General features: G+C 71.4%; 2 protein-coding genes and 1 pseudogene. 1 reads left to right on the plus strand and 2 read right to left on the minus strand.

The genetic code is table 11. The annotated features are described in order from the left end of the window. Positions 1–45: 45 nt before the first annotated feature. Both G6017_RS10370 and G6017_RS10375 read right to left on the minus strand, forming a co-directional pair. Positions 46–612, minus strand: coding sequence for an NADPH-dependent FMN reductase (locus G6017_RS10370; protein ID WP_179523697.1), 567 nt, complete (start codon positions 610–612; stop codon positions 46–48). 65 nt (positions 613–677) lie between these two features. After that, positions 678–1,490: a PaaI family thioesterase gene (locus tag G6017_RS10375; RefSeq protein WP_182617244.1), complete on the minus strand. Its 813-nt coding sequence runs from the start codon at positions 1,488–1,490 to the stop codon at positions 678–680. A gap of 63 nt (positions 1,491–1,553) precedes the next feature. Between G6017_RS10375 and G6017_RS10380 the strand changes: the two are divergent. After that, positions 1,554–1,763: pseudogene (locus G6017_RS10380) on the plus strand (sensor histidine kinase); the annotation flags it as partial.

Below are 1,763 nucleotides of genomic sequence, written 5' to 3' on the forward strand. Positions count from 1 at the left end.
CGGGCCGGCGGACGTTGACCCGTCGAGAGTCGGGCGCGTCGAGTCCTAGGCGCTGCCCGCGGGGATCGGCGCGAACCGACGGACCGCGTCCTCGAGCTGGTCGAAGAGGGTGGAGATCTCCCCCGCGCGCCGGTCGTTCGGCTGGAGACCCTCCGGGCCGAACTCGGTGAACAGGCTCAGCGACACCTGCTGACGGACCCCGAACATCCGGAAGTTCGCGACGATCTGGCGCCACTGCTCCACGGCGCGTACGCCGCCCTCGGCGCCGTAGGAGACAAAGGCGACCGGCTTGTCCGCCCACTCGTCGCCGAGTGAGTCGAAGGCGTTCTTCAGGGCGCCGGGAACGCCGTGGTTGTACTCGGGGGTCACGAAGATGAAGGCGTCGTAGGAATCGATCGCCTCACTCCACCGGGTGACCCGCTCGTCGTCGTACTGCTTGTTCGCGGCACCCGGCACGGTGGCCGAGGTGAGGAGCGGGACGTCGAAGGACTTGAGGTCGACCAGGTCGTAGGTGGCGAGCTCCCGCGACGCCGCCTCCGCGGTGACCCAGTCGGCCACGGCCGCGCCGCCCCGCTCGTCGCGGATACTGCCCAGGATGATGCCGATCTTCACTAGCGTCTCCTCCGTCGATCGATGTCGTGGACACCCCGACCGTACTTGAGTGATACAGCAACAATCTACCGCCTGCCGTAGACAGTGACCGACGCCACCGCGCACACCCGGCCGCGGGCGTCCCGGGTGACCGCCTGCGCGATCCCCCAGCTCCGACCGTCATGGAGTGCCTCGGCGCGCACCGTGACCGGGCCGACGAGCGGGATCTGCCGCACGTATCTCACGTCGAGCGAGGACGAACTGACCTCTCGTTCGTGCGGGAACACCGCCGCACCGGCCACCTCCGCGACGGCGGCGAAGACCCCGCCGTGCAGGTTTCCCAGCGGGTTGGCCAGCGCCGGTTCGGGGGCGATCACGGCCTCCACCGCCCGGGTGCCCCCCGGGCCGTCATCGTGGTGGTCCAGCGTCAGGCACAACACCTCGGCCAGCGTCCCCGGTGCCAGTGCCGAGGGCCACCGCGGCTCGTCGTCGTAGTCACCCGGGTCCACGACCCCCGCGATCTCCATCGACTTGACCAGTCCCGCGGCGACCACCCCGCCGTCGTCATCGAGGACGTCGCCCCGCGTGGTGAGGCAGTGTCCGTCGTCGCCCAGGTGGTCCGTGCGCACGCCCAGGCCGGTCGACCCCTCCCGGGGGCGCGCCAGCAGATCCAGGCGGAGCTCGGTGGTCACGGTCCACATCCCCTCGGGACGACGGCGGTGGTTCTCGGCCCCGAGACCGGAGTCGACCAACACCGCCAGGGCCCCCGTGGCGAAGCGCCCGGACGGGTCCACGAACTGGTCGGCGACCGGCTGGTGCCAGCTCACGGTGCCGTCCCCGTTCGGACTGAAGGTCAGTCCGAGCCGGGGTTCCGGGCCGTGGTGCGTCGATTCCCTCATCTCGCGACGCTAACACGTGTTCCAGTCCTGCCCGTCGGGCCCACGTGGCCGCACAATGGAGCCGTGCCCCCACGAGCAGAGCCCCCCCGGACAGCACCCCTGAGCAGCGAGGTTCTCGCGACGCCCCGACGCTGGCCGATCCGCACGGCCACCACCGTGATCGCCACCGCGATCGTCATCCTGGTGCTGGCCGCCGCGGCGGGGGGCGCGTGGCTGCTGCTGCGCACCGCCGCGCACAGCGCGATCGACACGGTGGACCGGGGTCGGGCGGTC

The sequence above is a fragment of the Dietzia sp. B44 genome (assembly GCF_014145245.1).
Classification (GTDB): domain Bacteria; phylum Actinomycetota; class Actinomycetes; order Mycobacteriales; family Mycobacteriaceae; genus Dietzia; species Dietzia natronolimnaea.

What these genes read in the sequence shown, in the direction of transcription:
- G6017_RS10375 (WP_182617244.1), bottom strand. Translation starts at nt 1,490, where the DNA reads ATGAGGGAATCGACGCACCACGGCCCGGAACCCCGGCTCGGACTGACC.